This window comes from Comamonadaceae bacterium OTU4NAUVB1, from assembly GCA_024372625.1.
Lineage (GTDB): Bacteria > Pseudomonadota > Gammaproteobacteria > Burkholderiales > Burkholderiaceae_C > Variovorax.
In genome coordinates this window covers 993,850-1,018,972 of the sequence record CP099605.1, presented here as the reverse complement: position 1 = coordinate 1,018,972, position 25,123 = coordinate 993,850, and the positions used below count along the sequence as shown (strand labels likewise).

The 25,123-nt window shown below is 70.3% G+C and carries 26 protein-coding genes and 1 pseudogene; 11 read left to right on the top strand and 16 right to left on the bottom strand.

What is annotated here, in order from left to right:
- Positions 1-73 precede the first annotated feature (73 nt).
- Positions 74-940 (top strand): ribosome small subunit-dependent GTPase A, encoded by an 867-nt coding sequence (rsgA, locus tag NF681_08135; GenBank protein UST55713.1) that lies wholly within the window; start codon positions 74-76, stop codon positions 938-940.
- A gap of 55 nt (positions 941-995) precedes the next feature.
- On the opposite strand, the gene NF681_08130 is transcribed toward rsgA, so the two are convergent.
- The 6 genes from NF681_08130 to rpsP form a co-directional block, all read right to left on the bottom strand.
- Positions 996-1,997, bottom strand: a complete 1,002-nt coding sequence (locus NF681_08130; GenBank protein ID UST55131.1) for a CobD/CbiB family protein — start codon at positions 1,995-1,997, stop codon at positions 996-998.
- A 56-nt stretch (positions 1,998-2,053) separates the two neighbouring features.
- A complete protein-coding gene (locus NF681_08125; protein ID UST55130.1) occupies positions 2,054-2,767 on the bottom strand; it encodes a CoA pyrophosphatase in 714 nt (237 codons plus the stop codon).
- Positions 2,768-2,895: 128 nt separating this feature from the next.
- Positions 2,896-3,294, bottom strand: coding sequence for a 50S ribosomal protein L19 (gene rplS, locus NF681_08120; GenBank protein ID UST55129.1), 399 nt, complete (start codon positions 3,292-3,294; stop codon positions 2,896-2,898).
- A gap of 123 nt (positions 3,295-3,417) precedes the next feature.
- Positions 3,418-4,164 carry a tRNA (guanosine(37)-N1)-methyltransferase TrmD gene (trmD, locus tag NF681_08115; protein ID UST55128.1) on the bottom strand — a complete coding sequence of 249 codons (747 nt, stop codon included), beginning with the start codon at positions 4,162-4,164 and terminating at the stop codon, positions 3,418-3,420.
- Positions 4,165-4,254: 90 nt separating this feature from the next.
- Positions 4,255-4,848, bottom strand: coding sequence for a ribosome maturation factor RimM (rimM, locus tag NF681_08110; GenBank protein UST55127.1), 594 nt, complete (start codon positions 4,846-4,848; stop codon positions 4,255-4,257).
- 16 nt (positions 4,849-4,864) lie between these two features.
- A complete protein-coding gene (rpsP, locus tag NF681_08105; protein UST55126.1) occupies positions 4,865-5,128 on the bottom strand; it encodes a 30S ribosomal protein S16 in 264 nt (87 codons plus the stop codon).
- A gap of 161 nt (positions 5,129-5,289) precedes the next feature.
- Here rpsP and NF681_08100 point away from each other — a divergent pair, with 161 nt between their 5' ends.
- A complete protein-coding gene (locus tag NF681_08100) occupies positions 5,290-5,832 on the top strand; it encodes a GNAT family N-acetyltransferase (GenBank protein ID UST55125.1) in 543 nt (180 codons plus the stop codon).
- On the top strand, positions 5,829-6,281 hold the full coding sequence (locus NF681_08095) for a hypothetical protein (GenBank protein ID UST55124.1): 453 nt from the start codon (positions 5,829-5,831) through the stop codon (positions 6,279-6,281). The genes NF681_08100 and NF681_08095 overlap by 4 nt, the downstream gene beginning before the upstream one ends.
- 16 nt (positions 6,282-6,297) lie before the next feature.
- On the opposite strand, the gene NF681_08090 is transcribed toward NF681_08095, so the two are convergent.
- From NF681_08090 to hda, 5 genes are all read right to left on the bottom strand, one after another.
- Complete coding sequence (locus NF681_08090) at positions 6,298-7,302, bottom strand: inorganic phosphate transporter (protein ID UST55123.1); 1,005 nt, start codon at positions 7,300-7,302, stop codon at positions 6,298-6,300.
- 13 nt (positions 7,303-7,315) lie between these two features.
- Positions 7,316-7,960 carry a DUF47 domain-containing protein gene (locus NF681_08085; protein UST55122.1) on the bottom strand — a complete coding sequence of 215 codons (645 nt, stop codon included), beginning with the start codon at positions 7,958-7,960 and terminating at the stop codon, positions 7,316-7,318.
- Between the two features lie 126 nt (positions 7,961-8,086).
- On the bottom strand, positions 8,087-8,551 hold the full coding sequence (folK, locus tag NF681_08080) for a 2-amino-4-hydroxy-6-hydroxymethyldihydropteridine diphosphokinase (protein UST55121.1): 465 nt from the start codon (positions 8,549-8,551) through the stop codon (positions 8,087-8,089).
- Positions 8,548-10,239 (bottom strand): polynucleotide adenylyltransferase PcnB, encoded by a 1,692-nt coding sequence (gene pcnB, locus NF681_08075; GenBank protein UST55120.1) that lies wholly within the window; start codon positions 10,237-10,239, stop codon positions 8,548-8,550. Before pcnB ends, folK begins: the two co-directional genes overlap by 4 nt.
- Before the next feature lie 68 nt (positions 10,240-10,307).
- Positions 10,308-10,994, bottom strand: coding sequence for a DnaA regulatory inactivator Hda (gene hda / locus NF681_08070; GenBank protein ID UST55119.1), 687 nt, complete (start codon positions 10,992-10,994; stop codon positions 10,308-10,310).
- A gap of 227 nt (positions 10,995-11,221) precedes the next feature.
- Here hda and purM point away from each other — a divergent pair, with 227 nt between their 5' ends.
- Both purM and NF681_08060 read left to right on the top strand, forming a co-directional pair.
- The gene (gene purM / locus NF681_08065) at positions 11,222-12,262 is read left to right on the top strand and encodes a phosphoribosylformylglycinamidine cyclo-ligase (protein ID UST55118.1); all 1,041 of its coding nucleotides are present in this window, start codon (positions 11,222-11,224) and stop codon (positions 12,260-12,262) included.
- A 73-nt stretch (positions 12,263-12,335) separates the two neighbouring features.
- Positions 12,336-13,424, top strand: coding sequence for an AI-2E family transporter (locus NF681_08060; protein ID UST55117.1), 1,089 nt, complete (start codon positions 12,336-12,338; stop codon positions 13,422-13,424).
- Between the two features lie 48 nt (positions 13,425-13,472).
- Here the strand turns inward: NF681_08060 and yccS are convergent, their stop codons facing one another.
- The 4 genes from yccS to murJ form a co-directional block, all read right to left on the bottom strand.
- On the bottom strand, positions 13,473-15,869 hold the full coding sequence (gene yccS, locus NF681_08055) for a YccS family putative transporter (GenBank protein ID UST55116.1): 2,397 nt from the start codon (positions 15,867-15,869) through the stop codon (positions 13,473-13,475).
- Between the two features lie 54 nt (positions 15,870-15,923).
- Positions 15,924-16,379: a VOC family protein gene (locus NF681_08050; protein UST55115.1), complete on the bottom strand. Its 456-nt coding sequence runs from the start codon at positions 16,377-16,379 to the stop codon at positions 15,924-15,926.
- Entirely contained in the window at positions 16,376-17,230 is an 855-nt protein-coding gene (locus NF681_08045; protein UST55114.1) for a tetratricopeptide repeat protein, read from the bottom strand. Before NF681_08045 ends, NF681_08050 begins: the two co-directional genes overlap by 4 nt.
- 82 nt (positions 17,231-17,312) lie before the next feature.
- Positions 17,313-18,878, bottom strand: coding sequence for a murein biosynthesis integral membrane protein MurJ (murJ, locus tag NF681_08040; GenBank protein ID UST55113.1), 1,566 nt, complete (start codon positions 18,876-18,878; stop codon positions 17,313-17,315).
- 86 nt (positions 18,879-18,964) lie between these two features.
- On the opposite strand from murJ, the gene rpsT reads away from it, so the two are divergent.
- Positions 18,965-19,279, top strand: a complete 315-nt coding sequence (gene rpsT, locus NF681_08035; protein UST55112.1) for a 30S ribosomal protein S20 — start codon at positions 18,965-18,967, stop codon at positions 19,277-19,279.
- A 169-nt stretch (positions 19,280-19,448) separates the two neighbouring features.
- On the opposite strand, the gene NF681_08030 is transcribed toward rpsT, so the two are convergent.
- A complete protein-coding gene (locus tag NF681_08030; GenBank protein ID UST55111.1) occupies positions 19,449-19,763 on the bottom strand; it encodes a DUF3579 domain-containing protein in 315 nt (104 codons plus the stop codon).
- A 174-nt stretch (positions 19,764-19,937) separates the two neighbouring features.
- On the opposite strand from NF681_08030, the gene NF681_08025 reads away from it, so the two are divergent.
- The 5 genes and pseudogenes from NF681_08025 (at position 19,938) to kynA (ending at position 25,123) form a co-directional block, all read left to right on the top strand.
- Complete coding sequence (locus tag NF681_08025) at positions 19,938-21,143, top strand: aspartate aminotransferase family protein (protein ID UST55110.1); 1,206 nt, start codon at positions 19,938-19,940, stop codon at positions 21,141-21,143.
- Positions 21,140-22,084 carry an ornithine carbamoyltransferase gene (gene argF / locus NF681_08020; protein UST55109.1) on the top strand — a complete coding sequence of 315 codons (945 nt, stop codon included), beginning with the start codon at positions 21,140-21,142 and terminating at the stop codon, positions 22,082-22,084. Before NF681_08025 ends, argF begins: the two co-directional genes overlap by 4 nt.
- Positions 22,085-22,217: 133 nt before the next feature.
- A pseudogene (kynB, locus tag NF681_08015) lies at positions 22,218-22,793 on the top strand (arylformamidase).
- Between the two features lie 147 nt (positions 22,794-22,940).
- The gene (kynU, locus tag NF681_08010) at positions 22,941-24,251 is read left to right on the top strand and encodes a kynureninase (GenBank protein UST55712.1); all 1,311 of its coding nucleotides are present in this window, start codon (positions 22,941-22,943) and stop codon (positions 24,249-24,251) included.
- Complete coding sequence (gene kynA, locus NF681_08005) at positions 24,251-25,123, top strand: tryptophan 2,3-dioxygenase (GenBank protein ID UST55108.1); 873 nt, start codon at positions 24,251-24,253, stop codon at positions 25,121-25,123. Before kynU ends, kynA begins: the two co-directional genes overlap by 1 nt.

The window sequence follows — 25,123 nt, the reverse complement described above, 5'->3', positions numbered from 1 at the left end:
ACACGGCGCCTCCGGAGTCGCCGCCTCCACGTTGAACGAGGGACTCGTCGTCGCCGGCCATGGGCGCCACTGCATGGTGGAGACGCCGACGGGGGAAAGGCTGATCTGCCACCCGCGCGGCAAGAAGAGTCAGGCCGTCGTCGGCGACCGGGTGCGCTGGCAGAAGAGCGAGGACGAAGGCACCATCGAACAGGTGGTGCCACGCCGCAACCTGTTCTACCGGCAGGACGAGATCCGCACCAAGTCGTTCGCGGCCAACCTCGATCAGGTGCTGATCCTGATCGCGGCCGAACCGGAGTTCTCCGAGCATCAGCTCGCGCGTGCGCTCATCGCCGCCCGGGCCGAAGGGATCGATGCGGTCATCGCGCTCAACAAGCGCGATCTCGTGACGCCCTTCGAGCGCGCATGGTCGCGTCTCGCGCCTTATCGGCGCATGCAGCATGGCGTGCTGCCACTGTCGCTGACCGCTTCCAGCGAACCCGATCGCGCTTCGCTCACGACGCTGCTCCAGGGCAGGACGACGCTGGTGCTCGGACCGTCCGGTGCGGGCAAGAGCACCCTGATCAACCTGCTCGTTCCAGGTGCCAGGGCATTGACCAACGAGATCTCCCAGGCACTCAACTCGGGCAAGCACACGACCACCAGCACGACGTGGTACTGGGTCGACGAGGCACGCACCACCGGCCTGATCGACTCCCCCGGATTCCAGGAGTTCGGCCTTCACCACATCGAGCCGATGCGGCTCGCGCACCTGATGCCCGACCTCGCCGAACATGCGGGGGACTGCAAGTTCTACAACTGCACGCACCTGCACGAACCGGGCTGCGGCGTCATCGCGAACGTCCAGACAGCCGCCCATCCTGATGGCGCGATCAGTGCCACCCGCTACCGCATCTACGGTGAGTTGTTCGCCGAACTCAGCCAGGCACGCACCTACTAGGCACAGCATCGGGCCTGCCGCCCGAGGATCGCGGCGCGATCGCTCCGTCGTGCGCTCAGCCCAGCAGCCGCGCGAGCGTCAGCAACGCCAGCAGCACCATCCACATCACGACGGACCGCCAGACCAACCCGACCACGCTGCGCAGATGGGTCAGATCGGGCTCGCGGCCCGGTGTGCTGCCGCTCTGGGTCGGCGACAACGCTGGCACCGTGTCGCCTGCCTGCGCGCGTGGCAGCTGATCGATCGAGGGTCCGGACGCAAGGATGCCTCCACCCAGGCGGACGTTCACGGCACCGGACGTGGCCGCAAGGATCACGCCGTCGTTGAGCTCGGGAAAGCGCCGTGCGTCGTTGCGCCAGCAGTCGATCGCATCCTCGAAGCTCCCGACCACGGCGAAGCCGAGCGCAGTGATGCGTGCCGGCAGCCAGTCGGTCGCCATCCAGGCCTTCTGCGCCACGTCCCGCACACCTCGGCTCGACGGCTGAAGGGGCGCTCCGTCCTTGTGCGCCCAATAGCGCGAGACGAATTCGCTCATCCGGTAGAACACGGCCCCCGACGGGCCGAGGCCCAGGGCGGCCAGGATCGAGAACCAGGCGAGCACACCGAAGACATGACGGTGCGCGGCGATCACCGAGTGCTCGATCACGTGCCGCACGATCTCGCTGCGCGGCAGGTTGGCGACGCCGATCTGTCGCCAGTGGGCCAGCAGCGATCGGGCGAGGGGTTCGTCGCCGTCTTCCAGTGCGTCCCGGATGCCGGTGAAATGATGGCTGAACTGCCGGAAGCCCAGGGTCGTGTAGAGCACCGCGATGCTCCAAAGCACGGCGAAGGGTAATCCCAGCGTCGCGACGAGCAGCCAGTGGACGCCCAGCACCAGCGCCGTCGGCATGAGCACCGCGATCGCCCAGACCACCCATCCATGGTTCGGCTTGCCGGCATCGAAGTTCCGACTGGTCCAGCGGGTCCACGCCAGCACGCCGCTATAGACCGCGTTGGGTGACGCGAGCGGCCGCGCCTGCTCGATCAGCAGGGCGCACAGGATGGCGAAAAAGCTCATGATTCGATGATAGCGATCACTTCCATGGCCCGGACGGGCGCTGGGCGCAGGGAAGATCAGGCCGACAGGAACCGGTAGAGGTTGCGCAGCATCCCGGCGGTGGCGCCCCAGACGTATCGCTCGCTTGCGCCATCCTGGTAGGGCATCGAGAACCACTGCCTTGCTTCCACCCCCTCGCCGGCCACCCGGTGACGACGGTGGTGGGCGGGATCCATCAGGTAGGCGAGCGGCACTTCGAACGCATCGGCCACTTCGTTCGGACTGAGGCGCAGCTCGAAGCCCGGCTGCACGATGGCGATGACCGGCGTCACGATGAAAGACGTGACCGTCGTGTAGGTGGGCAAGGCGCCCAGCACCTCGACGAACTCCGCCGACAGGCCGACCTCCTCCCAGGCCTCGCGCAACGCCGCAGCGGCCACGTTCGCATCGTCGGGATCGACCCGGCCGCCCGGGAACGCGACCTGTCCCGAGTGCGTCGACATCCGGGTCGCACGCTCGGTCAGCAGGACCATCGGCTGCTCGCGCTGCACGATGGGCACGAGCACCGCCGCCTGGGCCGGCGTTCGATCGCCGATGGCTGGCTCCCTGCGCAGTTCCGGCACCCAATGTGGTGGATTCGCGAAACGTCCGCGCAACGCCGCGACGGTCAGCCGCGATGCCGGAACGGCAGGCAGGTGGGCGTCGATCCCGATCACCGGAACGGCATGCGGATCGAAGGCGATCGACGACACGGCGTTGATCGGTTCGATGGTGGACGGAGCGGTCGACATGGCGGTGGCGATGAAATGGATGGGTTGGACCGAGACCGTCGAAACGCCGGTCCATGCCGCGAAAGGCACCGCCCATGAACGCGAAAAGCCGCCTGGAAAGGCGGCTTGTCTTGAGGCGGCGACGCTTTTTACTGAGCGGCTGCGGCTGCGGCGGAAGCTGCCTTCGCGGCACGGCTGGGCAGCTTTTCCTTGATGCGAGCCGAGCGGCCGCTGCGTTCGCGCAAGTAGTAGAGCTTGGCACGGCGCACGTCACCGCGGCGCTTGATCTCGATGCCGGCGATCAGCGGGCTGTAGGTCTGGAACGTCCGCTCCACACCTTCGCCACTGGAGATTTTGCGCACCGTGAAGCCGCTGTTGAGGCCACGGTTGCGCTTGGCGATCACGACGCCTTCGTAGGCCTGCACGCGCTTGCGCGTGCCTTCGACGACGCTCACGCTCACGATGACGGTGTCGCCGGGCATGAACGCGGGAATGGTCTTGTTGAGTCGAGCGATTTCTTCCTGCTCGAGCGTTTCGATGAGATTCATGGAGGTCCTGGTTTCGATCTTGCACGCGCTACACAAAAGGCGGCAGAGCAGGCAGCCTGCAGGTCCGCAGGTGTGCCGTTTCTTGCAGGGCCGCGGCCGGGCAGAGGATCGGAGAGCCTTCGATTATAGCCTTTTCGCCAACGCCTTTTCATCGGCCTTGTCGATGCGGCCCGAGGCGCGCGCCGCATCCACCAGTTCCGGGCGTCGCGCGGCCGAGATCGCCAGACGCTGGTCGCGTCGCCAGCGCTCGATCTGCGCATGGTGGCCGGACAGCAGGGGCGCCGGTACCGCACGACCGTTCCATTGCTCGGGGCGGGTGTAATGCGGGCAGTCGAGCAGGCCGTCGAGGACCGGGTTGAAGCTGTCCTGGACATGGCTCGCCTCGTCGCCCAACACGCCGGGTTGCAGCCGCGCCACCGCGTCCAGCAGCGCCATCGCGGCCACCTCTCCGCCCGACAGCACGAAGTCGCCCAGGCTGATCTGGTGCGTGACGCGCGCGTCGATGAACCGCTGGTCGACGCCTTCGTAGCGGCCGCAGACCAGCACGGCGCCCTCCCCCGACGCCCAGGTGGTGACCGTCGCGTGTCGCAGCACCTCGCCGACGGGCGAGAAGAGCACGACCGGCGCCGCCACGCCACGGCTCGCCAGGGCCGCGTCCAGGCAGGCCGACAACGGCTCGGCCATCATGACCATGCCCGGCCCGCCGCCGAACGGCCGATCGTCCACGCGGCGGTAGTTGCCGGAGGCGAAATCGCGGGGGTTCCAGAACACGACCTCGACCTGCCCGGACTCGTAGGCGCGTCGCGTCACGCCACTGGTCAGGAAAGGGGCGAAAAGTTCGGGAAACAGGGTGACGACATCGAAGCGCATCAGGAAGAACTCCGTGCACGGGGCATCTGGATGACTGGAAACAGACCCGTCATGCGGCCGCCGTGACGGTGCGGCGTCCGGCCGGCGCGCTCAGTAGTCGGGTTGCCAGTCGACGGTGATGGTACGGCCGACGAGATCGACCTCGTCGACGAAGGCGGAGACGAAGGGCACCATCCGCTCGATCGTCTTGCCGGCGCTGGCTTGGCCTGTTTCGTCCGAGGGCGCATCGGCGACGAGCACGAGCGTGGTCTGCGGTCCGGTCGCGAGCAGTTCGCGCACCGTGCCCAGGGCGATGCCTTCGCGATTGACGACGTCCAGACCGATGAGATCGACCCAGTAGTACTCGTCGTCCGCGGCGGTGGGAAAGCTCGAGCGCGGCACGAAAACGCGGGCCCCGCGCAACGCTTCCGCGGCATTGCGATCGGGGACGTCGTCGGACGTGGCGACGATGCAATCCGAATGTTCCTTGGCCTCGCGGATGGCGAGCCGGAAGGCCTGGGTCTGCGGCTTCGCGTGGACCGGGCCGGAAGGCTGGATGAACCAGCGCTTCGATGAGAAGAGCGCCTCGGGTCGGGCGCTGTGGGGCAGGACCTTGAACCAGCCCTTGATGCCCCAGGCATCGGCGATGCGACCCACCTCCACGGCGTCCGCCGGCAGTGCGGCGGTCTCGAGGGTGGGCAGCATCACCGCGCCGGAGCGATCAGGCCGCGGCCTTGGGGGCTGCGGCGGCAGCCTGCTTGATCAGGCGCGTGACCGTGGGCGAAGCCTGGGCACCGACGCTTTCCCAGTACGTCAGACGGTCCTGGGCGATGCGGATGCTTTCCTCGTTCGACTTGGCGATCGGGTTGTAGAAGCCCAGGCGCTCGATGAAGCGGCCATCGCGGCGCACACGCTTGTCGGAGACGACGATGTTGAAGAACGGACGGCCTTTGGAGCCGCCGCGGGAGAGTCGAATGACGACCATGATTTATCCTTGGGGTGGTGGCAAACCCGCAAGGTTCGCCCACAATGATCTTCCAGCGTTGAGACACGCGACATGGCCACCCGGCCAGCGACACGCTGAAAAGCCCGCGATTATAGCCCGCGCGCTTCCCCTCCCTCTTTCTTCCCGCGTCTCCCGCAGCCATGACGATCCTCATCCGACCCAGCCTCGACGCGGACATCGCCGCGATCGCCGCCATCTACGCGCACCACGTGCGCCACGGCACCGGCACCTTCGAGACCGATCCGCCCAGCGTCGCCGACATGGCCGCGCGCCGTGCCGACGTCCTGTCGAAGGGACTGCCCTACCTCGTGGCCGAGCGCCAGGGAGACGGTGCGATTCTCGGCTTCGCCTATTGCAACTGGTTCAAGCCGAGGCCGGCCTACCGCTTCTCCGCCGAGGATTCGATCTACCTGGCCGACGACGCACGCGGCCAGGGCGTGGGCAAGTCGCTCCTGGGGGCGCTGATCGAGGCCGCCGAGGCGGCCGGCGTGCGCAAGCTGATCGCCGTGATCGGCGACGCGGGCAACGCCGGCTCGATCGGCGTGCACCGCGCGCAGGGATTCGCGCACGTGGGCGTGCTCGCGGACGTCGGCTGGAAGTTCGACCGCTGGCTCGACGTCGTCCTGATGGATCGCGTGCTCGGCGACGGCAGCCTGACCGAACCGGTCCGGGCCCCTTCGTGAAGCCCCGCGACAAGACGCTTGCCGCCTGGCTGGCCTTCCTGGGCGGACCGCTCGGCCTGCATCGCTTCTACCTGCACGGTGCGAACGACCTGCTCGGCTGGCTGCTGCCGATCCCGACGGCGCTGGGCGTCTACGGCATCGGACGCGCGCGAGAGCACGGACTCGACGACGGCCTGAGCTGGGTGCTGATCCCGCTGGTGGGCTTCACCGTCGCCGGCTGCGCGCTGACCGCGATCGTCTACGGCCTGATGGCGCCGGAGAAATGGAACGCGCGCTTCAACGCGGGCGGGGCGCCCGACGCGCCGCCCGGACGCACGGGCTGGCTGACCATCGGCGCGGTGGTCGTGGCGCTGCTGGTCGGCACCACGGTGCTCATGTCCAGCATCGTCTTCAGCTTCCAGCGCTACTTCGAGCACCAGGTCGAGGAAGGCCGCAAGATTTCACAGTAGCCCGGCAGACCGGTGCTCAGAAGATCTGCATGCTCACCCAGTAGGCGACACCGGCGACGAACGCCGAGGCGGGAATCGTGAAGATCCAGGCCCAGACGATGTTGCCTGCCACGCCCCAGCGCACGGCGCTCGCGCGCTGCACCGATCCAACGCCGACGATCGCGCCCGTGATGGTGTGGGTGGTCGAGACGGGGATTCCCAATGCCGTCGCCAGGAACAGCGTCAGCGCACCGCCGGTCTCGGCGCAGAAGCCGCCCACCGGCTTGAGCTTGGTGATCTTCTGACCCATCGTCTTCACGATGCGCCAGCCGCCGAACATGGTGCCCAGCGCGATCGCGGTGTAGCAGCTCACGATGGTCCAGGTCGGTGGCGTGTCGGTGCCGGAATGGCCGGTGGCGATCAGCAGCATCCAGATGATGCCGATGGTCTTCTGGGCGTCGTTGCCGCCGTGGCCCAGGCTGTAGGCACCGGCGGAGACCAGTTGCAGCCGCCGGAACCAGCGGTCCACCCGTGAGGGCGTCGCCCGCCGGCAGACCCATGCCACCAGCACCATCATGGCCGAGCCCAGGACGAAGCCCAGCACCGGCGAGACGAAGATGAAGGCGACCGTCTTCCAGATGCCGGCGGCCACCAGCGCGCTCGATCCGGCCTTGGCCATCACCGCGCCGACGATGCCGCCGATGAGGGCGTGCGACGAGCTGCTGGGAATGCCGTAGTACCACGTCACCAGGTTCCAGGTGATGGCGCCGATGAGGGCACCGAACACCACGTGCACGTCGACGATGCCCGGCTGCACGATGCCCTTGCCGACCGTCGCGGCCACGCTCAGGTGGAAGACGAAGATCGCCACCAGGTTGAAGAAAGCGGCGAAGACCACCGCCTGACCGGGCTTGAGCACCCCGGTGGAGACCACCGTCGCGATCGAGTTCGCCGCGTCGTGGAAGCCGTTCATGAAGTCGAACGCGATGGCCAGCACCACCAGCAGCACGACGACCCACAGCCCTACCTGAACCGATGCCATGGCGTGTCGCGTTTCAGGAGTTCTCGAGGACGATGCCCTCGATCACGTTGGCGACGTCCTCGCACTTGTCGGTGATCGTCTCGAGCAGTTCGTAGATGGCCTTGAGCTTGATCACCTCGCGCACGTCGGGCTCCTCGCGGAACAGCTTGCTCATCGCGCTGCGCATGACGCGGTCGGCGTCGGACTCGAGGCGGTCGATCTCCTCGCAGGTCTTGAGCGTCGCCTCCGCCACGGCCGGATCGGCGATCTTGCCGAGGAACTTGACCGCGTCCTTCAGGCGGTCGCAGCACTTCACGCTCAGCGCGGTCAGGCGCACGATCTCCTCGGTCATGTGGCGCACGTCGTAGAGCGCCATGGTCTCGGCCGAGTCCTGGATCAGGTCGGCCACGTCGTCCATCGTGTTGATGAGCTTGTGGATCTGTTCGCGGTCGATCGGCGTGATGAAGGTCTTGTGGATCAGGCGGTTGACGTCGTGCGTCACGCGGTCGGCGGCGCGCTCGGCGTTGTCGACGTCGCGGTTGTACTGTTCGCGCAGGTGCAGGTCGCCGTAGTTGGCGACCAGGTTCTCGAACGCGCGCGCGGCCTCGACGATGCGCTCCGCGTGCTGGTTGAACATCTCAAAAAAATTGCCCTCTCGGGGCAGCAGCTTGCCGAACATGACGTTGGCTCCTTAATCGATGCGGATGTCGTCGTGATGACGATTTCGTGACAGCCGGGAGTGTAAGGGCCGGGCTGCGCGCACCGCCCACGCGTCCGCCGGCGCGGCGCACGACGAGGAGCGCGGTCAGAGCCGCTCGATGGCCTGACCGGCGACGGCGTCGAGCTGCGCCGGCGTCACCAGTGCCGGCGCGATCTCCGCGAGCGGGCGCAGCACGAAGGCGCGCTCGTGCATGCGCGGGTGCGGCAGGCTCAGGCGCGCCGTGCGCAGCACCGCATCGCCATGGCGCAGCAGGTCCAGATCGAGCGTGCGCGGCGCGTTGCGGTAGGGGCGTTCGCGCAATGCGTCGTGCTCCAGGCGCTGCAGCTCGGCCAGCAAATCGGACGGATCGAGCGTCGTCTCCAGCGCCACCACCGCGTTGACGAAATCGGGCCCGGTGGCATCGACCGGCGCGCTGCGGTAGAGCGACGAGCGGGCCACGACGCGCGTGCCCGGCAGACCGTCGAGTGCGTCCATCGCGCGCAGCACTGCGGTGCGCGCGTCGCCGAGGTTGGCGCCGAGCCCGACGAAGGCCCGGGCGGCATCGCTCATGCGTCGTGGCCGTTGCCGCTCGCATCCGATGCGGGCTTCGACGCCCCCGAGGAGCCCTCGGCGCCCCCCTCGCCGCCGCCGCGCGGCTTGCGACGACGCCGGCGCTTGCGCGGGGCCGCTTCGCCATCGGGCGGCACGGCCGGGCCGTCGTTACCGTCCGGATCGTCACGTTCGTCGCGTTCGCCGGAAGCGATGCGGTCGTCGTCGCCGCCAGGCCGGGGGGCCTGCGCCGCACCCTTGCGCTCCACCCCGCCCTCCCCGGCCGGATTGCGCACGCGCACCCGGGTGCGCGCCGCCGGCTTCTGCTCCTCGCGCACCTGCTCGAGCAGGTCCTGGCGGCGCAGGTCGTCGGCGCTGCCGAATTCCTGCCACCACTCGGCGATCGCCTCGCTGACCTCGCCGACGTCCGCGCGCAGGCGCATGAAGTCGAACGCGGCGCGAAAGCGCGCCTGCTCGACCAGGCTGTAGGGCGTCGAGCCGACGCGCTTGTCGAAACGCGGCTGCATCATCCAGATCTCGCGCATGTCGCCGCCGAGCTTGCCGCGGCCCGAGACGTCGCCGATGCGCGTGTCGAAGACCTCGTCGATGGCCTCCTGCAGCGCCGGGAAGGCGGGCATGCCACGCTGGCCGTTGCGCCCCTCCACGCGATCGGCCCAGCCGTCGCGCACGTCGGCCCACAGGACGCAGGCCAGCAGGAAGCTCGGGGCCACCGGCTTGCCCTCGGCGACACGGCGGTCGGTGTCCTGCAGCGCGGCGCGCACGAAGGGCTGGTCGGCACGCTCGACGATGACGTCGAGCAGCGGATAGATGCCGCGCGCGAGGCCGAGCTTGCGCAACTGCGCGATCGTGGCCACGGCGTGGCCGGTCTGCAGCAGCTTGAGCATCTCGTCGAACAGGCGGCTCTGCGGCACGTCGGCCAGCAGGCGGGCCGATTCGACGAGCGGCGCCGCCGTCTTCGGCTCGATCTCGAAGCCCAGCGCGGCGAGCTTGGCCGAGAAGCGGATCGCCCGGATGATGCGCACCGGGTCCTCGCGGTAGCGCGTGACGGGGTCGCCGATCATGCGCAGCACCAGCTTCTTCGCGTCGCGGATGCCGCCGTGGTAGTCGACCACCACCTGGCTCGCGGGGTCGTAGTACATGGCGTTGACGCTGAAATCGCGGCGCGCGGCGTCCTCCTCCTGTGGGCCCCAGACGTTGTCGCGCAGCACGCGTCCGCTGGAATCGACCGCGTGCGTCATGCCGGCGAGCTCGCCCTTGCTGGTGCGCTCGTTGCCCTTGACCTGCTCGGCCGCGGCGTTGTCCATGTAGGCACGGAAGGTCGAGACCTCGATCACCTCGTGCTCGCGTCCCCGCCCGTACACCACGTGCACGATGCGAAAGCGCCGCCCGATGATGAAGGCGCGCCGGAACAGCGCCTTGACCTGCTCGGGCGTGGCATTCGTCGCCACGTCGAAATCCTTGGGACGCAGGCCCAGCAGCAGGTCGCGCACCGCGCCGCCGACGACGTAGGCCTCGTAGCCGGCGTCCTGCAGCGTGGTGACGACGTTCTTCGCGCGTTCGTCGACCAGGGCCGGGTCGATGCCGTGGACGCTGGCGGCCACCTCCTCGCGCTTGCCGAAGCGCGACTTGGCGCCGCGGGCCGACCCGGCGGACTTGCCGAGCAATTTGTCGATGAATGTCTTGATCATGGGGGCAGAGGTAAGGGGAAGCCGGGCGCCGGGCGCTCCGGGAGGGTTCATTCTGAAGGGCGGCGCGCCTACTGGTTCTCGAGCATCGAGCGGATCAGCGGGATCGTCACCGCGCGCTGCGTCTGCAGCGCGTAGCCATCGAGCTGGTCGAGCAGCTCCATGAGGCTGCCGAGGTCGCGGCTGAAGCGATGCAGCATGTAGTCGAGCACTTCGTCGGCCAGCAGCACGCCGCGCGCGTCGGCGGCCTGGCGCAGCACCGCGCGGCGCTCGGCCTCGTCGAGCAGCTGCAGGTGGAACACGTGGCCCCAGCCCAGGCGCGTGCGCAGGTCCTCGCGCAAGGCCAGGTCGGCCGGCGGCAGCCCGCCCGTGGCCAGCACCCCGCGCTGCAGGGCGTGCGCGGTGACGAACCATGCGAAGGCGACATGCTGCTGCACCGGGTTGTAGAGATGAACATCGTCCATCAGCACGGCGCCCCAGCGCTCGTCGAAGGCGAGCGGCTGCGTGGTGCCCGCGTGCAGCACGCCGACCAGCGCCCCGCGCTCGCGCAGGGCGCTGCGCACGGCCTCCAGCAGGTGCGTCTTGCCACTGCCGCTCTCGCCCCAGAGGTAGACTGGCACGGGCGACTGGCCGGCCGGGGGCGGTGCCTCGTCGACCCAGGCCGCGAGGTGGCGCAGCACGGCCGCGTTGGGTCCTGCGTGGAAGCCGGACAGCGTGGGCCCGCTCGCCAGTCCGATGTCGAGCGCGAGCTGCTTCATGCCGGGAGCGAAGCGGGCGGCTGCCGTGGCACGGAGGACGCGAAAGAAGGGTTCATGGGACCGGGCCGGACGGCCCTTAAAATCGTGGCGAATTCTATCGGCCCGGCCATTGCGGCCATGGACGCCACCGCAGCCGTTGCGCGCGGCGACCACGCCGGCCCCGTCGGGCCTCACCGGGTTCCCCCTTCGTCGTTCCTCCTTCTTCCGGCTTCCAAACCGTCCGACCCATGACTTCCAACTCGCCCACCCCGCTCAGCTACAAGGACGCCGGCGTCGACATCGATGCCGGGGACGCGCTGGTCGACCGCATCAAGCCGCTGGCGAAGAAGACGATGCGCGAAGGCGTGCTGGCGGGCATCGGCGGCTTCGGCGCGCTGTTCGAGGTGCCCAAGCGCTACAAGGAACCGGTGCTGGTCAGCGGCACCGACGGCGTGGGCACCAAGCTGCGCCTGGCCTTCGAATGGGACATGCACGACACCGTGGGCATCGACCTGGTCGCCATGAGCGTGAACGACGTGCTGGTCCAGGGTGCCGAGCCCTTGTTCTTCCTCGACTACTTCGCCTGCGGCAAGCTCGACGTCGACACGGCCGCGGCCGTGGTGGGCGGCATCGCGCGCGGCTGCGAACTCTCGGGCTGCGCGCTCATCGGTGGCGAGACGGCCGAGATGCCAGGCATGTATCCGCCGGGCGAGTACGACCTCGCAGGCTTCGCCGTCGGCGCCGTCGAGAAGTCGCTCATCCTGACCGGCCGGGACGTCGAGCCCGGCGACGTGGTGCTCGGCCTCGCCTCCAGCGGCGTGCATTCCAACGGCTTCAGCCTGGTGCGCAAGGTGATCGAGCGCGCGGGCGACGACCTGCCCGCCACGCTCGACGGCCAGCCCTTTCGCACGGCGGTGATGGCGCCCACGCGGCTCTACGTGAAGCCGGTGCTCGAGGCGCTCGCGCGCCACCCGATCAAGGCGCTCGCCCACATCACCGGCGGCGGCCTGCTGGAGAACATCCCGCGCGTGCTGCCCGAGGGCACCGCCGCCCACCTGGTCAAGGGCAGCTGGCCGCGCAGCGAACTCTTCGCTTGGCTGCAGCGGGTCGCCGGCATCGACGACCTGGAGATGAACCGCACCTTCAACAACGGCATCGGCATGGTGGTGGTGATCGAGGCGGCGCAGGCCGCCGCCTGCGCGGCGACCCTGCGCGCGGCGGGCGAGACGGTCCACGAGATCGGACGCATCGCCCCGCGCGGCGACGGCGCCGCGGTGATCGTCGCCTGAGCGTCCCGCCGCCGATCCGTCCGTGCGGCTCCCAGGCCGCCCGCCCACCGTCGCCGTCCACATCCTTCCGAGCGTGACCCTGCCCTCCGCCGCCGCGACTTCCGACGTTCCCTCCCGCGCCATCGTCGCGGCGAGCTTCGTGCTCATCTCGGCGACCCTGCTGCTGATCATGTGGCAGGGCCTGCTGCCCGGCCTGCTGTGCGTGTGCGTGGGCTTCCTTGCGACCCGCTGGCTCGCACGCATGCTGGACCTCGGACTCAAGCGCCGCGCGGGTGCATCGCGCGCCGCGCTCGCCGCGCCCGCGCCCCCGGCCGCCGTGTCCTCGTCGGGCGCGCGCATCGCCGCCGCGGTGCTGGTGATGCTCGCTCCGCTGGCGCTGCTGGTGTTCGCCTACGCGGAGGCCCGCGAGTTCGTGCTGAACGCGACCGAGCAGTACCGGGAACTGCTCGACTTCATCGCGCGCACCGTGCTGGAACTGCGCTCCAAGCTCCCGCCCGACATGGCGATCTACCTGCCCGAGGGTGCGGCGGAAGTCCAGCGCGTGGTCGCGGGCTACCTGCGCGCCCAGGCCGGCGCCATGGCGATGGCCGGGCGCGCCTGGCTGGGCGGGCTGCTGTTCGCCTACGTCGGCCTGATCGTGGGCACGCTGGCGGCCGTCGCGCACGGCCCGGCCGTGCGCCGGCCGCTGGCTCAGCAGATGTTCAGACGCATCTCCCGCTTCGGGGAGGCCTTCGGCCAGATCGTCGCGGCGCAGTTCTGGATCGCGGCGTTCAACACCTTCCTCACGGCCGTGTTCCTGCTCTTCCTGCTGCCGATGTGGGGCGAGGAACTGCCCTACACCCCCGCCCTCGTCACCCTCACCTTCGTCGCCGGCCTGGTGCCGATCGTGGGCAACCTGCTGTGCAACGTGGTCATCACGCTGGTCGGCCTGTCGGTCTCGCCGGCGACCGCGCTGGCCTGCCTGGGCTTCCTGGTGCTGATCCACAAAGCCGAGTACTTCATCAACGCCAAGGTGGTGGGCAGCCGCACGCAGATGGCGGTGTGGGAACTGCTGGCCGTGATGTTCATGGCCGAGGCGGTCTTCGGACCGGCCGGTCTGGTGGCGGCGCCGCTGTTCTACGCGTATTGCAAGAAGGAACTGCAGGCCGCCGGTCTGGTCTGACCGGCGATGCCGGGACCGTCGGCGTCGCCCGGCATGCGCCCGGCGTGCTCAGGCCGCGACGCGATCCCCGGCGTCGCCGTCCGCCGCATGCGTGCTCCGGAGCAGCCATTCGTCGGCATGCGCGCGCAACGCGTCGATCTGCAGCCACACGAGCGTGAGTTGGGTGCGCAGCAGGCGCGCCGCCGGATTGCGCTCGTCGCCCGCCTCGACCGAGGCCGCCAGCGCGTCGCGCAGGGCAGTCTCGGCCGCCCGGGCCGCGGCCACGGCGGGATCGCCGGCCGGCGCGCCGGACGCCGCGGCGGGGTCGACGGCCTCGGCACCGCCCGCTTCGAGGCCGCCTCGCGCGGCTTCGGTTTGGCTCGCGGCGCTGCTACGCTTCGGCTCGTGGAACGTGCCGCGCGCCACCAGCGTGACCGCCAGGGCATCGAGCGCCGCCGCCGCTCCCTCGGCGGCGTCCAGCAATGCGCGCACGCCCGCCGATCCGGCCGGCCCGACCACCGCGCGATGCGCGCCCAGCGCCGACAGATAGCTCAGCAGCGTGTGCGCGCGGATCAGGAAGCGCAGCGCCACGCCCGCGCGCGGACGCACGAAGCCCGGCTCGCGGAACATGTCCGACACCGCGCTTGACAGCGCCGAATCGGCGTTGTGCGCATCGCGCCGCGCCACGCGGTAGGCCAGGTCGTCGCGCGCGCCCGAGCGGTACTGGCGGGCGATCTGCCGCAGGTAGCCCGCCTGGGCCCGCAGGGCCGTGGCGGCGAGCGCGTCGATGCGCCGGGCCTGCCAGTGCGGCAGCACCAGCAGCATCGCGAGGCCGGCGATGACGCTGCCGATGGCGGTGTCGACCAGGCGCGGCACCAGCAGCACGCCGCTGTCGCCGACCTGGTTGAAGCACATCAGCACCAGCAGCGTCATGGCGGCGGTGGCCAGCAGGTAGCGGCGCGTGCGGGTGGCGAAGAACACCACGCCGGCGGCCACGGCCAGCAGGGACTGCAGCCACGGCTGCGGGAACAGTTCGAGCAACGCCCATCCGGCGACGACGCCCAGGATGGTGCCGGCGATGCGCTGGCCCATGCGGGCGATGGTGCCGCCGTAGGTCTGCTGGCAGACGAACAGCGTCGTCAGCAGGATCCAGTACCCCTGTGCCGGATGGATCACGCGCATCACGACGTAGCCCGCGGTCAACGCCACCGCCAGGCGAGAGGCATGGCGGAACAGGGCCGATCCGGGCGTGAGCTGGCGCCGCACGCGCTCGAGGATGTCGCGCCAGCCGTGCGGCGAGCCATCGGCCAGGCCCATGTCGATGCGCCCGGCCTGGGCCGAGGGCTGGCTGGCGCCGGCGAGCTGGCCGTCGAGCTGGGCCAAATTGCGCGCCAGCGCCTCGACCGACGCCAGCAGCGCCAGCGGTCCGGACTCCCGCGTGCGCGCGCGTTCGTGCTCGATCGCCCCGCGCAGGTCGGCCAGCGCCTGCACGGTGGCGTCGCCCTTCACGAACGGTTCGCGCCGCGCGATCGACGCCGCCAGGCGCTGGCACTCGACGCCCTGCAGCGCCAGCACGCGCCGACAGCGGTAGAGCAGGTCGCTGTGGAAGAAGGTGTCGGCCAGCGCGTTGTAGTCGTCGTGCGAGGAACTGGCGCGCTCGTGCACGTCCTGGGCGATCAGGTAGAGGCCGCGATAGCGCGAGATGCGCCCGGTCGGCGCGCGCTTGCCGATGCGCCGGAAGATGCCTTCCTTGGCGGCATTGAGCTCGGTCACGACGTCGGTGTTGAGCTGCGCGAGCGACAGGCGCTTCTGCTCGATGTCCACGCCGCGCAGCGGCTCGAAGAGCGAGGCCTTGAAACGCACGTACTCGCCCAGGACGGTGTAGAGCCGCACCAGCAGGGCCTGCACCGGCTGGGCCGGGAACAGGGCCGCCCAGGCGACCGAGAACACGCCGTACCAGGCGGCGCCGGCCAGCAGCAGCACCGGCCCCTGGCGCCTGGCGATCGCGCCGACCTCGGCCGGTGCGCTGGCGGCGTGGTCGAGGTTGAGGGTGGCGTAGATCGACAGGATCAGGGTCGCGTAGCCGATGGCGCGGTAGCGCGCGTCGACCGCGCCGAGCATCGTGAGGCAGAACGCCGCGAGCGCCAGGCCGGCGATGAAGAGGATCGGCCGGTCGAACAGCACCTGCACCGCCAGCGCCGCCGCCGCGAAGCACGCGAGCGTGAGGACCTGGGCCCGCAGGCGCTTGCGCCAGCCGTCGTCGGTCTCGGACAGGGCGCTGGCGATGGCGCCGAGGAACGACGGGATCACCGCCTCCGAGCGCTGGCCGAGCAGGCACATGGCCATCAGGCTGCCCAGGGTGAGCAGCACGCGCAGCGGCTGGCCACCCGCGGGGATGCCGCGCAGGCGCTCGCGCAATCGCAGGTGGAAGGAAAGGGACGGCATGTCGATGGTGAAAACGGCCATGGTGGCACGCCTGCAGGTTGCATGCCACCCGCGGCGCCCGGGCGACCGGATCGGTCAGGGCGTCGGCAGGTAGCCCGAGAAGCGCAGCACGTGCCCGTCGGGCTCGCGCACGGCGAACTCACGCAGGCCCCAGGGTTGGGACTGCGGCGGCTCGACCACCGCCACGCCGCGCCGGACGTAGGCCGCGTGGAGCCCGTCGAGGTCGCGGCCGACGTGGATCACGATCTCGCCACGCCAGGCGCGCGCATCGTGCGGACCGCACTGCCACAGCCGCAGGTAGACCGGGTCGCCTTCACCGGGCTCGCCGCGGCGCCCGGCACCGATCTTCACGCGCGCGTAGCTGGGCGGCTCGCCCGCGATGAAGTCCAGCTCGAAGCCGAGCACCTCGCAGAAATAGCGGGCCGCGCGGGCCGCGTCGGCCACCGGCAACACCGGCTGGACGCCGTGGAAGCGGTGGCGGTCGCCGAGCCGTTCGGCGGCATCCGCGACCGACGCCGGGCCGGGGGTCACCGGTTCTCCGCCCGCCGCAGGGCGGCCACGCGCTCGGCGATGACGTCGAGGTCGAGCGCGTCCTCGGCATGGCGCAGGTAGGTCTCGAGGTCGTGCACGGCGCGCGTCGCGTGGCCCTGGGCCGCGTGCGCGAGGCCACGGTCGCGCCATTCGCCCCAGGCATCGGGCGAGAGCGTGATCAGGCGGTCCTGCACGGCGATCGTGCGCTGCCAGTCCTCCTGTGCCGCGTGCACCTCCTTGAGGTTGCGCAGCATGCGGTGGATGATCTCGCGCGGCGTGGCCGGCTGCAGGTAGAGCCCGAGCGGCACGTCGAATTCGCCGACCACGCCGTCACCGCGCTTGTACGGTTCCAGCCGCTCGACCAGTTCCTCCCGCGAGAGCGACTTGCCGGTGAACGGATCGATCACGACCTGTCCCTTGGGCAGGGTCACCTTGATCATGAAGTGCCCGGGAAAGGAGACGCCACGGGCCTGCAGGCCCAGCCCCTGCGCCAGCTCCATCCACAGCACCGCCAGCGAGATCGGGATGCCGCGGCGCGTGCGCAGCACGGCGTTGAGGTAGCTGTTGTCGGGGTCGTAGTAGTCGTTGAGATTGCCGCCGAAGTTCAGATCGTGGAAGAAGAACTGGTTGAGCAGGCGCAGCCGGGCGAGCGGCGCGGCGTCGGCCGGCAGGCGGCGCTTCAGGCGGGCGAGGAGCTGGTCGACGTCGCCGAGCACCTGGGCGACGTCGAGTTCGGGGTACTCGTCCTGGGCGATGCTGGTGGCGGCCTCGAGCAGCGGGAAGTGTTCGTCGCTCTGCACCAGCGAGGCGAAATATTCGAGGGCGGTCGGTGTCGAGAGACTGAACTTCATGCGGGCTTTGTAGAGGAGCGCGCCGACAGCGTCAAGGCGCTTGCGGCAGCCGCCGGCGCCGGTGGCTGCCGGCGCGGCCCGCTCAGCGCTTCATGAAGTTGCGCGGCCGCACCCCCATCAGCCCCAGCACGGCGAAGTACAGCATCGCGCCCCCGGCGACGAAGAGCGCGAGCAGCCCCATGCGCTGGACGCGCGCCGCGCGCAGGCCGACCCAGTCGACGTGCTGCGACCCCCAGGCCAGCAGCAGGCCCAGCGCCGCCGACGCCACGATCACCTTGAGCACGAAGCGGCCCCAGCCGGGCTCCGGGCGGTAGCTGCCGCGCCGCACCAGGCCGATCAGCAGCCACAGCGCGTTGACGACCGCGCCGAGGGCGATGGTCAGCGTCAGCGCCGCGTGCTGCAGCACCGGCACCAGGACCAGGTTGAGCAGCTGCGTGAGCACCAGGACGCACACGGCGATGCGCATCGGCGAGCGCATGTCGTGCCTGGCGTAGTAGCCGGGCGCCAGCACCTTGATCGCGACGATGCCCACCAGGCCGGCGCCATAGCCCATCAGCGCGACCGTGGTGCGCTGCACGTCGACGTCGCCGAAGGCGCCGTTGTGGAACAGCACCGCCACCAGCGGGCGCGAGAACAGCAGCAGCGCCACCGCGCACGGCACCGACAGCAGCACCACCAGGCGCAGGCCCCAGTCGAGCAGCGACGAATAGCGCTGCTCGTCCTTGGCGGCGCGGGCGGAGGCGAGCTGCGGCATCAGCACCACGCCGAGCGCGACGCCGAGCATGGCGGTCGGGAACTCCATGAGCCGGTCGGCGTAGCTGACCCACGTGACGCTGCCCGGCGCGAGGTACGAGGCGATCTGCGTGTTGATGAGCAGCGAGATCTGCGCCACGCTCACGCCGACGAGGGCCGGCAGCATCAGCGTCAGGACGCGGCGCGTGGTGGGGTCGGCCCAGGCGGCGCGCAAGGCGCGCACGCTGGTGCCCACGTGCGGCAGCATGCCGATGCGGCGCAGGGCCGGCAGCTGGATGCCCAGCTGCAGCGCCCCCCCGACCATCACGCCCACGCACTGGGCGTAGATCGGCTCGATGCCCCAGCGCCGGAACAGCGGCGCGCCGATCAGGATCGACAGGATCAGCGCCAGGTTCAGCAGCACCGGCGAGGCCGCCGGCACCGCGAAACGGCGCCAGGTGTTGAGGATGCCGCCGGCCAGCGCCACCAGCGACATGAAGCCGATGTAGGGGAACATCCAGCGCGTCATGAACACCGCCGCGTCATGGCCCTGCGCCGTCTGCGCCAGGCCGCTGGCCATCGCCCAGACCATCAGCGGCGCCCCGGCCATGCCCGCGATGCACAACACCACCAGCGTCCAGGTCAGCAGCGTGGCGACATGGTCGACGAGGGCGCGTGCGCCCTCGTCGCCCCGCTCGGTGCGCGTCGCGGCCAGCACCGGCACGAAGGCCTGGCTGAAGGCGCCCTCCCCCAGCACGCGCCGGAACAGGTTGGGGATGCGGAAGGCGACGTTGAAGGCGTCGGTCAGCGCGCTGACCCCGAAGACGGAGGCCATCAGCAGGTCGCGCGCCAGGCCGGCGACGCGGGACGCCAGCGTGAGCAGCGAGACGGTAGAGGCGGATTTGAAGAGGGACACGGCGCCGCGAGTGTAGGTCCCGGCCCGGGCGTTCTATAATCGTTGGCTTTGCCGCATCATCCCCAGACACACAAGGACACACATCAATGGCATCCGCTAAACCCAAGAAGAAGAACCCGCGCCTCGCGTCGGGCCGCAAACGCGTCCGTCAGGACACCAAGCTCAACGCCGCCAACACGTCGCTGCGCTCCAAGTACCGCACCGCGGTGAAGAACGTCGAGAAGGCCGTGCTGGCCGGCGACAAGACCAAGGCCACCGAGCTGTTCGCCAAGGCGCAGGCCGTGGTCGACACCGTCGCCGACAAGGGCATCTTCCACAAGAACAAGGCCGCTCGCGACAAGAGCCGCCTGTCCGCCAAGGTCAAGGCCCTGGCACTCGCCCCTGAGAAGGCCGCCGCCTGACGCTCAGGTAACCAGCCCGGAACGGTTCGATGCCCCGTGCATCACGCCGCTCCGCCGTTTGATCGGGGTGCGCTGCGGCAGCAAAGCAAAAAAGTGGAAAACCGCCTTCGGGCGGTTTTTTCATGGGCGAACGCAACGTCGCTTCCGCCGGGCGTCCACGGCATGACGGTCAGGGCTTCTCCTGGGGCACCAGGCAAGCCTCGACGATCTGCAGGCCGTTGTCGCGCGCGAAGTTCATGACGAAGTCCCAGGCCATCACGTTGTAGTCGCGCAGGTCGACATGGACGACCACGCACTTGACGCCGTTGATGTTGGTGGGCACGCACCAGGGCGAATAGCTCAGGTGGCTGCCGGGCGTGGCGCCGCCGGGACGGAACGAACTCATCACGCCGGCGAGGCGTTCGGCCCAGTCGCTGGGGCGGAAGGTTCGGCCATCGCTCGTGATGCCCTGGATGAAGACTTCTTTGGCGCTGGGGGAGATCATCGTTTGAAAGGGCTGGGCGCGTGCTGCAGCGCACCACGGATTCTATCCGGGCGACCCGTCGCGGCACCGGCAATCGCACAGGGCTGGCCCGGACATTGCTGCGATGCCGAATCCTCAACAAAGATGAAATAACGCACGCCTAGAATCCGCCTTCCCTTTCCCGGAGTACCCCGTATGAGCGCCCCCGCCGTCCCCACATCGCCCCACGTCATGAATACTTATGGCCGACTGCCCATCGCGCTGTCGCATGGTCAGGGCTGCCGCGTGTGGGACACCGAGGGCCGCGCCTACCTCGACGGCCTGGGCGGCATCGCGGTGAACACGCTCGGCCACAACCACCCCGAGCTGGTGCCCGCGCTGCAGGACCAGGTGGCCAAGCTCATCCACAGCTCCAACTACTACCACGTGCCCGGCCAGGAACAGCTCGCGGCCAAGCTGGTCGAACTCTCGGGCCTGACCAACGCGTTCTTCTGTTCCACCGGCCTGGAAGCCAACGAGGCGGCGCTCAAGCTGGCGCGCAAGTTCGGCCACGACAAGGGCATCGAGCGTCCGGAGATCGTGGTCTACGAGCACGCCTTCCACGGCCGCTCGATCGCCACGCTGTCGGCCACCGGCAATCCCAAGGTGCAGAAGGGCTTCGGCCCGCTGGTCGAGGGCTTCATCCGCGTGCCGCTCAACGACATCGAGGCCCTGAAGGGGGCCACCGAGGGCAACCCGAACGTCGTGGCGGTGTTCTTCGAGACCATCCAGGGCGAAGGCGGCATCCATCCGATGCGCGTCGAATACCTGAAGCAAGTGCGCGCGCTGTGCGACGAGCGCGACTGGCTGCTGATGATCGACGAGGTGCAGTGCGGCATGGGCCGCACCGGCAAGTGGTTCGCCCATCAGTGGGCCGGCATCCTGCCCGACGTGATGCCCCTGGCCAAGGGCCTGGGCTCGGGCGTGCCGATCGGCGCGGTGGTGGCCGGGCCGCGCGCGGCCAACATCTTCGGCCCCGGCAACCACGGCACGACCTTCGGCGGCAATCCGCTGGCGATGCGCGCCGGCGTCGAGACCATCCGCATCATGGAGAAGGACGGCCTGGTCGAGCACGCCGCCGCCGTGGGCGCCCACCTCAAGGCGGCGCTGGAGCGCGAGTTCGAGGGCCTGGCCGGCGTGCGCGAGGTGCGCGGCCACGGCCTGATGCTGGGCATCGAGCTCGACCGGCCCTGCGGCGTGATCCTCAACCGCGCCTGCGACGCCGGCCTGCTGCTGAGCGTCACGGCCGACAACGTGATCCGTCTCGTGCCGCCGCTCGTCCTGAGCGTCGCCGAGGCGGACGAGATCGTCGCGATCCTCGCGCCGCTGGTCCACACCTTCCTCTCGGAACCCACCCCATGACGACGACCATGACCGGCCAACCGGCGATCCGGCACTACCTGCAGTTCTCGGATTTCACGACCGACGACTACGCCTATCTCTTCGAACGCGCCGCCCTCATCAAGCGCAAGTTCAAGGCCTACGAGAAGCACCAGCCGCTGGTCGACCGCACGCTGGTCATGATCTTCGAGAAGGCCTCGACGCGCACCCGCGTGAGCTTCGAGGCCGGCATGTACCAGCTCGGCGGCAGCGTGGTCCACCTGACCACCGGCGACACCCAGCTGGGGCGCTCCGAGCCGATCGAGGACAGCGCCCGCGTCATCAGCCGCATGGTCGACGCGGTGATGATCCGCACCTTCGGGCAGGACAAGATCGAGCTGTTCGCCCGGCACTCGCGCGTGCCGGTCATCAACGGCCTGACCAACGAATTCCACCCCTGCCAGATCCTGGCGGACATCTTCACCTACATCGAGCACCGCGGCTCGATCCGCGGCAAGACGGTGGCCTGGGTGGGCGACGGCAACAACATGGCCAACACCTGGCTGCAGGCCAGCGAGATCCTGGGCTTCACGGTGCACGTGAGCACGCCCAGCGGCTACGGCGTCGACCAGTCGGTCGCGGGACTGCGCTCGGCCGACAGCTACAAGGTCTTCACCGATCCGATGGAAGCCTGCCGGGGCGCCGACCTGGTGACCACCGACGTCTGGACCAGCATGGGCTACGAGGCCGAGAACGACGCGCGCCGCGCCGCCTTCGCCGACTGGCGCGTGGACGCCGAGATGATGCGCGTCGCCCAGCCCGACGCCCTGTTCATGCACTGCCTGCCCGCGCACCGCGGCGAGGAGGTCGATGCCGACGTCATCGACGGACCGCAGTCGGTCGTGTGGGACGAGGCGGAGAACCGCATGCACGTGCAGAAGGCGCTGCTGGAGTTCCTGCTGCTGGGGCGGCTGCGGGCCTGAGCGGACCGCTTCGTCCCGGGGCCATCGATCCGGGGCCCATCGATCCGGGGTGGTCGATCCAGGTCTCCGGGTGTTACCGCGACGTTGGGAATAACCGACACCACGCCCTGTCGCACGGCGCTACCTTCGCGCCATGCCTGACTCCCTACCCCACGTCCGGGACATCTCCCCGCCCGTCCATGAAGGCGCGCCGGTCTTTCCCGGCGACACGCCCTACCGCCAGCGCTGGGCCGCGCGCATCGGCGCGGACGGCCCGGTCAACGTGGGCGAGCTCACGCTGTCGCCGCACGTGGGCGCGCACGCCGACGCGCCGCTGCACTACGACCCCGAGGGCGCGGCCATCGGCCTGGTCGACCTGGCGCCCTTCCTCGGCCGCTGCCGCGTCGTCCACGTCATCGACCGCGGCCCCCTGATCGCCTGGGCGCACCTCGCGCATGCGCTGGACGACCTGCCTCCGCGCGTGCTCGTGCGCACCCGCGCGCGGGCCGTGGTCGACCGCTGGGACCCGGACCTCGTCGCCTTCGCGCCCGACACCATCGAGCGGCTGGCCGCGCGCGGCGTGACGCTGGTGGGCATCGACAGCGCCAGCATCGACCCGGCCACGAGCAAGACGCTCGACAGCCACCAGGCGATCCGCCGCCTGGGGCTGCGCGTGCTGGAGAACCTGGTGCTCGACGACGTGCCCGAGGGCGACTACGAACTCATCGCCCTGCCGCTGCGGCTCACGACCGCCGACGCCTCGCCCGTGCGCGCGGTGCTGCGCGACCTCCCGCCCGCCGCCGGCACCTCGCCGACGGCGCCTGCGACGGCCTGCGCCGACCGCCCCGCCGCCCCGACCCTCGACGACTGCCGCGCCCTGGACGCGCGGGACCCGCTGCGCGCCCTGCGCGCGCTGTTCACGCTGCCCGAGGACGTGATCTACCTCGACGGCAACTCGCTCGGCGCACTGCCGAAGGCCGCCCCGGGGCGCATCGCCGAGGTCGTGGCGCGCGAATGGGGCGAGGGCCTGATCCGCTCCTGGAACACGGCGGGGTGGGTCGACCTGCCGCAGCGCCTGGGCGACAAGGTGGCGCGCCTCGTCGGCGCCGCGCCCGGCAGCGTGGTGTGCACCGACAGCACCTCGGTCAACCTCTACAAGGTGCTGTTCGCCGCGATGACCCGGGTGCTGGAGCGCGACGGCCGGGGCGACGCGGCGCGCCGCGTGGTGCTCAGCGAGCGCGCCAACTTCCCGACCGACCTCTACATCGCACAGTCGCTGTGCCGGGAGCGCGGCTTCACGCTGGCGCTGCTCGACGACGCCGACGGGATCGACGCCGCCCTCGCCGCCGGCGACGTCGCCGTGCTGATGCTCACGCACGTCAACTACCGCACCGGGGCGATGCACGACATGCGCGCCGTCACCGCCGCCGCGCACGCTGCCGGTGCGCTGGCCGTCTGGGACCTGGCGCACAGCGCCGGCGCGGTGCCGGTGCGGCTGGACGACTGCGGGGCCGACTTCGCCGTCGGCTGCGGCTACAAGTACCTCAACGGCGGCCCGGGCGCGCCGGCCTTCGTGTGGGTGCACGCGCGCCACGCCGGGCAGTTCGAGCAGCCGCTCGCCGGCTGGTGGGGCCACGCGGCGCCGTTCGAGTTCACGCCCGGCTACCGGCCCGCCGCCGGGGTCGGGCGCTACCTGTGCGGCACCCAGCCGATCGTCGCGCTCGCCGGGCTCGAGTGCGGCCTGGACACCGTGCTGGCGGCCGCGCCCTTCGATGGCGATGTCGGACCGATGGGGGCGCTGAGGCACAAGTCGCTGGCCCTCACCGATGCCTTCATGGCGCTGGTCGAGGCGCGCTGCGACGGGCGCTTCGAGATCGCCACGCCACGCGCGCACGCGCGGCGCGGCTCGCAGGTCAGCCTGACCCTGGCGCGTTCCGGCGCGGCGTCGGTCGGCCCGGACGAGGCCGCGCCGACCGCCCATGCGATCGTCCAGGCCCTGATCGCGCGCGGCGTCATCGGCGACTTCCGCGCCGGCGATGCGCGCTCGCCCGACATCCTGCGCTTCGGCTTCACGCCGCTCTACCTCGGCTTCGAGGACGTCTGGCGGGCCGTCGACCACCTCGCGCGGGTGCTGGCGGCGCGCGAGTGGGAGCGCCCGGAATTCAACCGCAAGCAGGCGGTGACGTGATGGCCGCCGACACCCCCGCCACGGCGCACGACGCCGACGCCGCCGGACGCATCGTGCGCGACGAGGGCGCGCGGCTGGATTTCAGTGCCGCCATGAGCTATGGCGACTACCTGCACCTGGACGACCTGCTCGCGGCCCAGCACCCGCGCTCGCCCGCGCACGACGAGATGCTGTTCATCGTCCAGCACCAGACCAGCGAGTTGTGGATGAAGCTGATGCTGCACGAGCTGACGGCGGCCATCGACTGCGTCGCCGGCGACCGGCTGCCCGACGCGTTCAAGATGCTGGCGCGCGTGAGCCGCGTCATGGAACAGCTCGTGGGCGCCTGGAGCGTGCTGGCGACCATGACGCCACCCGAGTACAGCGCCATGCGGCCCTACCTCGCCAACTCGAGCGGCTTCCAGAGCGCGCAGTACCGCCGCATCGAATTCATGCTCGGCCACAAGAACGCCGCCATGCTGCAGCCCCACGCGCACCGGCCGGACCTCCTGGCCCAGGTCGAGGCCGCCTGGCGCGCGCCATCGCTCTACGACGAGGCGCTGCGCCTGCTGGCCCGCCACGGCCTGGCCGTGCCCGCGTCCCGGCTGGCGCGCGACTGGACGCGGCCCTGCGAGCCCGACGAGGCCGTGCGCGCCGCCTGGCTCGCCGTCTACCGCGACCCGCGCGCGCACTGGGACCTCTACCAGCTCGGCGAGAAGCTGATCGACATCGAGGACGCCTTCCGGCTCTGGCGCTTCCGCCACGTGACGACGGTCGAGCGCGTGATCGGCTTCAAGCGCGGCACCGGCGGCACGGGCGGCGTGAGCTACCTGCGCAGGATGCTCGACGTGGTGCTGTTCCCGGAACTGTGGGCGCTGCGCACCGACCTCTGA